The sequence below is a fragment of the Microcoleus sp. BM001215392 genome (assembly GCF_036700185.1).
Taxonomy (GTDB): Bacteria; Cyanobacteriota; Cyanobacteriia; order Cyanobacteriales; family Microcoleaceae; genus Microcoleus.
Map to the genome: position 1 here is coordinate 1 of NZ_JAUBOJ010000377.1, position 7,251 is coordinate 7,251.

Below are 7,251 nucleotides of genomic sequence, written 5' to 3' on the forward strand. Positions count from 1 at the left end.
AATAACCAATAACCAACAACCAACAACCAATAACCAATAACCAATAACCAATAACTTTCTTCTGCTATTATTTTAAATTATTAGATTGGAGTTTTGAATTGCAGATAATTGTTGAAGGCTGGCGTTTTATTTATCATTCCTATTGCATAGTCAATCAATTTCAACTACTAGAAATGCTGGCTCGCCCGCGAGGAGAAATAGAACTTTTCCATCGCGATATGCCCTACATAGATGCAGCTTGGGAAACAAAAATTAGTTTGTTCGATCGCCCAAAGGAAACATTACTGCGCAGCATTCCGAATCCGGGAGAAAATCAGTCCGGCGGCGTAACGCTGCGAATGCACTGCCCGTGGGACTTTTCAGCATCCAGCAGCGCCCAAACCTGGGTATTTGCAGCCACAGAATGGGGAGTTATTACTCGTAGTGTATTGGATGCGATCGGCGTGAGGTCGATCGTCCAAACTCCGGTTAATTCAGAAGTAAAAATTATTACACCTTCAGCGTGGTCAAAAGCCGGCTTAATTCGTAGCGGTGTGGAGGGCGATCGCATTGCCGTTGTACCTTTGGGAGTCGATCCTGAGATTTATTATCCTGTTTCGGGCGATCGGCGTCAATTGCTGCGCGAAAGCTTTGGCTGGTCAAACTATTTTATATTTTTAAACATCGGAGGACAAACCGATCGCAAAGGCATTCGTCCTTTATTAAAAGCCTTCGCGGCAGTAGTTGACAAATATCCAGATGCGAGATTAGTTTTAAAAGGTTCTGAACTACTTTATCCGTCCAGAAACGACATTGCCGAAGCCTGCCGAGTTGTGCTCAACGAGGCGGAAAGAGCGAGAGTTTTACCAAGATTAATTTATACTGGCAGCCAGCTATCTTTTGCTCAAATAGCTGAACTTTACCAAGCAGCAGATGTTTATGTTTCTGCTTATTTGGCAGAAGGTTTTAACTTGCCGGTGTTGGAAGCTGTGGCTTGCGGTTTGCCGATAATTTGTACCGAGGGCGGCCCGACTGACGATTTTACTCGATCGGACTTTGCACTGCGGATCGAGAGTAAATTTACGGCTGTGGTAACTGATGGAGAAACCTTATTTATGTTAGCTCCTGAGTGGGAACATTTGACTGATTTGATGCAGCGGGCGATCGAACAGCCTGGAATTGCGGCGAGAGCTCGGGTTGCGGGCCCGGGTTTTGTGGCTGATAATTTTACTTGGGGGCGATCGGTCGATCGGCTGCTTGAGGTTATGGGAGGGAATAAAAAGGGTGAGAAGAAATCTATTTTTGAGCCAATAATTTTGTAGTTTGGGCGTTTCAAGCCCTAGATGGGGAAATAGGTATTTTCCGGCACACGATTTCAAGAGCGGTGCGGCGGCTAAGGTTTATGTTTCAATCCCTGATAGGGTTTTAGGTATTTTCCGGCCATCAATCTCTTGCTTGCCTACTTCTTCGTGCCATCTGTTTCAATCCCTGATAGGGTTTTAGGTATTTTCCGGCATCACCCTACCCATGCGACTGCTGCTAGACCGAGTTTCAATCCCTGATAGGGTTTTAGGTATTTTCCGGCAAATCCATCAATAGCAGTCACTGCAAGTGAGGAAGTTTCAATCCCTGATAGGGTTTTAGGTATTTTCCGGCTTTACCCTGTATTAGTTGACGTATAGATTTTATAGGTTTCAATCCCTGATAGGGTTTTAGGTATTTTCCGGCAATTTTGGTTTATTTTTGTATTTGAATGTGACGTTTCAATCCCTGATAGGGTTTTAGGTATTTTCCGGCAATATTAATGTTTTTATGTGGTCACCAATGGTAGAGTTTCAATCCCTGATAGGGTTTTAGGTATTTTCCGGCCCATTGCCCCCAATTGAGATGTCGGGTTGTGCTGTTTCAATCCCTGATAGGGTTTTAGGTATTTTCCGGCTCCGCGTTTTAGTAAGATGGTTGAGGGCATTTATGTTTCAATCCCTGATAGGGTTTTAGGTATTTTCCGGCAATTGATCGACAAGGAATCAGCATTGTGCCGAAGGTTTCAATCCCTGATAGGGTTTTAGGTATTTTCCGGCTGTCCAATTTTATTTTCGTACTCGATACAGATAAAAGTTTCAATCCCTGATAGGGTTTTAGGTATTTTCCGGCAATCTCGGTAGTACAGTCGATCTAGTATCTCATCGGAGTTTCAATCCCTGATAGGGTTTTAGGTATTTTCCGGCGTCCAACTAGCACCCGCGATCGGATAAAACTATTATGTTTCAATCCCTGATAGGGTTTTAGGTATTTTCCGGCTTGTTAAATACTGGGAAGATGGCAAAAACCCCGACATTTTGTTTCAATCCCTGATAGGGTTTTAGGTATTTTCCGGCATAGTCCAGACTCGATCGGCATTGGCAATATACTGCCGGTTTCAATCCCTGATAGGGTTTTAGGTATTTTCCGGCTCGGGGAAAACAGCGACACTGCTGTGGGATGCTGCTAGTTTCAATCCCTGATAGGGTTTTAGGTATTTTCCGGCTTGTCGAACAAGCTTTTAATCTCAATTTGATTGTGTTTCAATCCCTGATAGGGTTTTAGGTATTTTCCGGCTTGAAAATCTCGATTTGTCGATTCTCAACACATCCATTTGTCGAGTTTCAATCCCTGATAGGGTTTTAGGTATTTTCCGGCTTAAGAGGGAATTAGACAAGTTGGTAAAGCTAAAGTTTCAATCCCTGATAGGGTTTTAGGTATTTTCCGGCGTTGCAGAATCTCGCGTTTCATTCCATTTATGGCGGATTCTGTTTCAATCCCTGATAGGGTTTTAGGTATTTTCCGGCTTGTAAAGCTAAAGGTATCCTAGTCAATCCGACGTTTCAATCCCTGATAGGGTTTTAGGTATTTTCCGGCGCCAACAGGTTATCGACTGTCTAATGAATCAGTTTAGGTTTCAATCCCTGATAGGGTTTTAGGTATTTTCCGGCGTCGGCCCCGGAGATGCTTCCGATAAATCACCTTGCGTTTCAATCCCTGATAGGGTTTTAGGTATTTTCCGGCTGCTACGAACGTGTGGGAATTTCTTACCGCGATTTGTTGTTTCAATCCCTGATAGGGTTTTAGGTATTTTCCGGCCAGAATTAGCGCAGCAAATTGTCTTAATTCTTGAAAGTTTTGCCAGTTTCAATCCCTGATAGGGTTTTAGGTATTTTCCGGCGGGGGTAGATACAGTGATTAGCTCAGTATTCGTAATGTTTCAATCCCTGATAGGGTTTTAGGTATTTTCCGGCTGGCGCATCCTTTATCCCTGGTGGCTTCTATTACAATACGTTTCAATCCCTGATAGGGTTTTAGGTATTTTCCGGCGCAAGCTGATATCAGCGCAGACATACTGCCTGATATCATTGATTGCGAGTACGTTTCAATCCCTGATAGGGTTTTAGGTATTTTCCGGCTCGAGCAGTCGCAGCGAATCTCCGAGTTGGAGTGTCGGGTGATGGGTTTCAATCCCTGATAGGGTTTTAGGTATTTTCCGGCGGTAGGCAAATATTCGCGGTCGGCGATCGGTAATTCAGTTTCAATCCCTGATAGGGTTTTAGGTATTTTCCGGCGATGAACGACTATGAGTTGATGTCGTTTTTTGCGGTTTCAATCCCTGATAGGGTTTTAGGTATTTTCCGGCCCGACGAAATAGTCCCAAAAATAAAGTTCATAGGTTTCAATCCCTGATAGGGTTTTAGGTATTTTCCGGCGTTTTATTCTCGATACTTTGCCACCAACGATGGTTTCAATCCCTGATAGGGTTTTAGGTATTTTCCGGCGCGTTAGCGGGTAAAGTTTCGCCGTCTTTACTAAGTTTGTTTCAATCCCTGATAGGGTTTTAGGTATTTTCCGGCTTTCGCTTGTTGTAATTGCGCACTTTTATATCAAGTTTCAATCCCTGATAGGGTTTTAGGTATTTTCCGGCCTCAAAATTTCCCCGGCAGTGAGACTATTTTGCTACAATGTTTCAATCCCTGATAGGGTTTTAGGTATTTTCCGGCTCAATCTACTTGTGTGCATGGTGTGATTGTGGCAAAAGTTTCAATCCCTGATAGGGTTTTAGGTATTTTCCGGCGCCAAACAGAGATTAGTCGAGCGCTGCTTTTGTTCAGTTTCAATCCCTGATAGGGTTTTAGGTATTTTCCGGCTATCTGTATTTAGGTAAAGCTGGTTTTTCAGGTGTTTCAATCCCTGATAGGGTTTTAGGTATTTTCCGGCTTATTCGACATCGCTCAAACAAAACCGTGATGGGTTGGGTCGAGTTTCAATCCCTGATAGGGTTTTAGGTATTTTCCGGCGTTCCAGTATCGTTGTTTATCCACCATATAATGTCAGTTTCAATCCCTGATAGGGTTTTAGGTATTTTCCGGCTGGAGGCTGCAAAGCTTACAGCGCTGTCCCAAGCGATGGTTTCGTTTCAATCCCTGATAGGGTTTTAGGTATTTTCCGGCTCGCCGCATACGATTTCGATTAAGTCACCAAGGTTTCAATCCCTGATAGGGTTTTAGGTATTTTCCGGCCGCCCGCTCCAGAAGCCTTGGTGTATTTGGTTTTCAAGGTGCAGTTCCGTGAATCTGAAATTAAAGTACCATTCCAGCCCTAGGCTTGTCAATCCCCAATTTTTCATACTCACCCCAAAGACGTTATCCTGTAAAGCTTTCAGACTTTCTGTGAATCGTTTTTTGAGACTGGGGGCATCAAACTCTTGCTGCATATGAGTTTCAGCCATAAAATTTGATACCCCTATTTTAACACCTACTGGTTCACGGAAACTAAGCAAAAAATATTGTGCGATCGGCAGGCACGACGCCACCAATACGTTCAATCTTACCTTGACAGCAGGCGCACAGCGGGAAAAACAAAATACTGTCCTCGTTCGGTTTGATAACTTTGTTCAGGCGCGATCGTAATTTAGCGTATTGCGTCTCAGTCAAATCAGCACACTCAAACACACTGTACTGCATCCACTGCCCATAAGACTTCAGCATTTTGTGAATCTTTGTCCGGCGCTTGTCTTCCGAAATATCGTAAGAAATCAGAATGTGCATATCTAGTACAAAACTAAAGGTGGATATTTGTCAATCTCGCCCATCAAATATTTCGCCAACAGCCGCCCCTGAATCTCAAAAGCCTCTCGATAAGTGCACTTACGTTTCAAAACCGGATGCTTAAACTCAGACTGCTTCTTCTTTTCATACAACCTCAAAAACTCTTTCCGTCCCGTTTCCGACAGTCGCACCACATTACTCAGCGGTTCCACAGTAAAATCATTCGGCGTCAGAATCCGGCGGTTAATCGCGTTCAGAATTACACTATCCGCCACCAATGGGCGGAACTCTTCCATCAAATCAAACGCTAAACCCACGCGGCCGTAGCGCTGCGTATGAAGGTATCCTAAATAAGGGTCAAATCCCACAATATTAATCGCGCTTTGCACATCGTGACGCAGCAGCGTGTAAGCAAAATTCATCAAAGAATTCACCGGATCGGTAGCAGGGCGGTGTCGCGGTTTAAACACAAAGCCTTGCGCGCGAATTAATTGGTTGAAAACTCCGAAATACGCCGCACTTCCAGCACCTTCGTGTCCGCGCAAAGAGTTAATATTGTCAGTTTTGTCAAGTTTGGCGATCGCATTTGAAATCTGCATAATTGCCGAACCTAAATTTAGTTCCGAATGTTCCCGCTGAGTTTGAGATAAACTGGTGCGATAGTTCTTCAATTTTCCTCGAATAAAACCCTGGACAACATGAATAGCTTGCGGAGTTTCCCCCGCCGCTTTCCATTGAGCATTCCGAACGAAAATGTTTTTACTTAATTCCGGTTCCAGCTTACCCAAATAGTGACCAGTATCGGTGATAAAAGTCAGAGGAATTTTCCGCTGAAGCAATTCTGCAACCGCAGCCGGGGAAATAGTCGCCCGTCCCACAATCACCACTCCATCTAAATGAACCAAAGGCACATCTTGTAACGTTTGATTCTTTGCCTTAACATTCAGCCGTTCATCTGTTTTCCCGATAAACACATCATCTTGATTGATATAAAGTGTTCCCATGATTGACTCCAAAATTTATGTATTGATTGTGTTTCGATTTGTCCGCCAGTCCAACCGGGGTTGAAACCCCTGTCTCAAAGCTAAAGTCGGTTGAAACCGACTGAAGAAGTAATTCAATCAGCAGTTACATACGGAAGCATAAAAACCAGTTTTCTTCCTTAATTTTCTATCAAATCACCCGAAACTTATCCCAAAAAAAACTCAGTTAATTTACGCAAGCTTTATCCGTAAAGTCTTCAGTCCTCATAGCGAGGACTTTCGCTGTGAGACAGGGGTTTCAACCCCTGGCGGTTTGGGATCAGCTAGCTTCTTGATACCGCAGAACTTTCTCAGCAGCTTGCGGCAAACATTGCTGATAAAGGCTGCAACCCTGACAGCGTTTGCTATAATGCGCTGGAGGAATTTTGCCAGTTTGCAGTAAAATTTGAATAGCGTTGATAGTTGCGATCGCCTCCCGTCTCAATCCCTCAGAAATCTCCACTAATTGCCGCTGATGTGACTGCGCGTAATATACGTATCCAGTCGCAATAGTTTTCCCCGTCATCTCCTCCAAACACAAAGCTTGCGCGCAAACCTGCAACTCATCGTTATCCCATTCGCCCTTCCGCCCGCGCTTGTACTCGACGGGATACAACTCACCATCGGTTGATTCAATTAAGTCGGATTTTCCAATCAGCATATACTTCTCAGACTTCAGCCAAATCGCCCGAACTTGCCAAGTCTCATCGCGGTTGATTTCGCCCATCGTATGGACGCGATCGTGCAAACTCGTCCCTTCGATGGTATACTGGTTATCGGCGAACTCTCCCGCGCAAGACATCCGCCAGCAGCGGTGAGGACAGTAAGAGTATTGGTTGAGAAGTGCGATCGAAATGTAATCAAAATCGTTCATAAATTTGATAGTTTTTGGTAAGTGTGAATTAACAGTCAAGCCCACCAGTCCGCCAGGGGTTAAAACCCCTGGCTCATAGCTAAAGTCGGTTAAAACCGACTGAGGATTCAATCATTTTTAGACCCGCTAGTTGCCAAGTCCAACCGGGGTTAAAACCCCTGTTTCATAGCTCAATTCGGTTAAAACCGACTGAAGATTCAATTACTTACATGAAATTTTATGCGTCATCAAAACAAGAGTTTTGTGCAGTCCTCTTCAGAGGACTTTCGCTATGAGACGGGGGTTTAAACCCCCGGCGGAC

At 44.2% G+C, this 7,251-nt stretch carries 4 protein-coding genes and 1 CRISPR repeat array; of the genes, 1 reads left to right on the top strand and 3 read right to left on the bottom strand.

Annotation, left to right across the window (positions count from 1 at the left end; genetic code table 11):
• The first annotated feature begins 98 nt into the window (after window positions 1–98).
• The gene (locus tag QT974_RS28255; RefSeq protein WP_333471709.1) at window positions 99–1,301 is read left to right on the top strand and encodes a glycosyltransferase family 4 protein; all 1,203 of its coding nucleotides are present in this window, start codon (window positions 99–101) and stop codon (window positions 1,299–1,301) included.
• An 82-nt stretch (window positions 1,302–1,383) separates the two neighbouring features.
• Window positions 1,384–4,526: a CRISPR direct-repeat array (repeat unit 37 nt; unit sequence GTTTCAATCCCTGATAGGGTTTTAGGTATTTTCCGGC).
• Between the two features lie 252 nt (window positions 4,527–4,778).
• Here the strand turns inward: QT974_RS28255 and cas2 are convergent.
• The 3 genes from cas2 to cas4 form a co-directional block, all read right to left on the bottom strand.
• Window positions 4,779–5,054: a CRISPR-associated endonuclease Cas2 gene (gene cas2 / locus QT974_RS28260; RefSeq protein ID WP_293197652.1), complete on the bottom strand. Its 276-nt coding sequence runs from the start codon at window positions 5,052–5,054 to the stop codon at window positions 4,779–4,781.
• Between the two features lie 2 nt (window positions 5,055–5,056).
• Complete coding sequence (gene cas1d, locus QT974_RS28265) at window positions 5,057–6,058, bottom strand: type I-D CRISPR-associated endonuclease Cas1d (protein WP_333471710.1); 1,002 nt, start codon at window positions 6,056–6,058, stop codon at window positions 5,057–5,059.
• Window positions 6,059–6,356: 298 nt separating this feature from the next.
• Window positions 6,357–6,950, bottom strand: a complete 594-nt coding sequence (cas4, locus tag QT974_RS28270) for a CRISPR-associated protein Cas4 (protein ID WP_333471711.1) — start codon at window positions 6,948–6,950, stop codon at window positions 6,357–6,359.
• Window positions 6,951–7,251 lie beyond the last annotated feature (301 nt).

Coding starts and splice junctions, on each gene's coding strand:
- cas2 (WP_293197652.1), bottom strand. CDS start 5,054: ATGCACATTCTGATTTCTTACGATATTTCGGAAGACAAGCGCCGGACA.
- cas1d (WP_333471710.1), bottom strand. CDS start 6,058: ATGGGAACACTTTATATCAATCAAGATGATGTGTTTATCGGGAAAACA.
- cas4 (WP_333471711.1), bottom strand. CDS start 6,950: ATGAACGATTTTGATTACATTTCGATCGCACTTCTCAACCAATACTCT.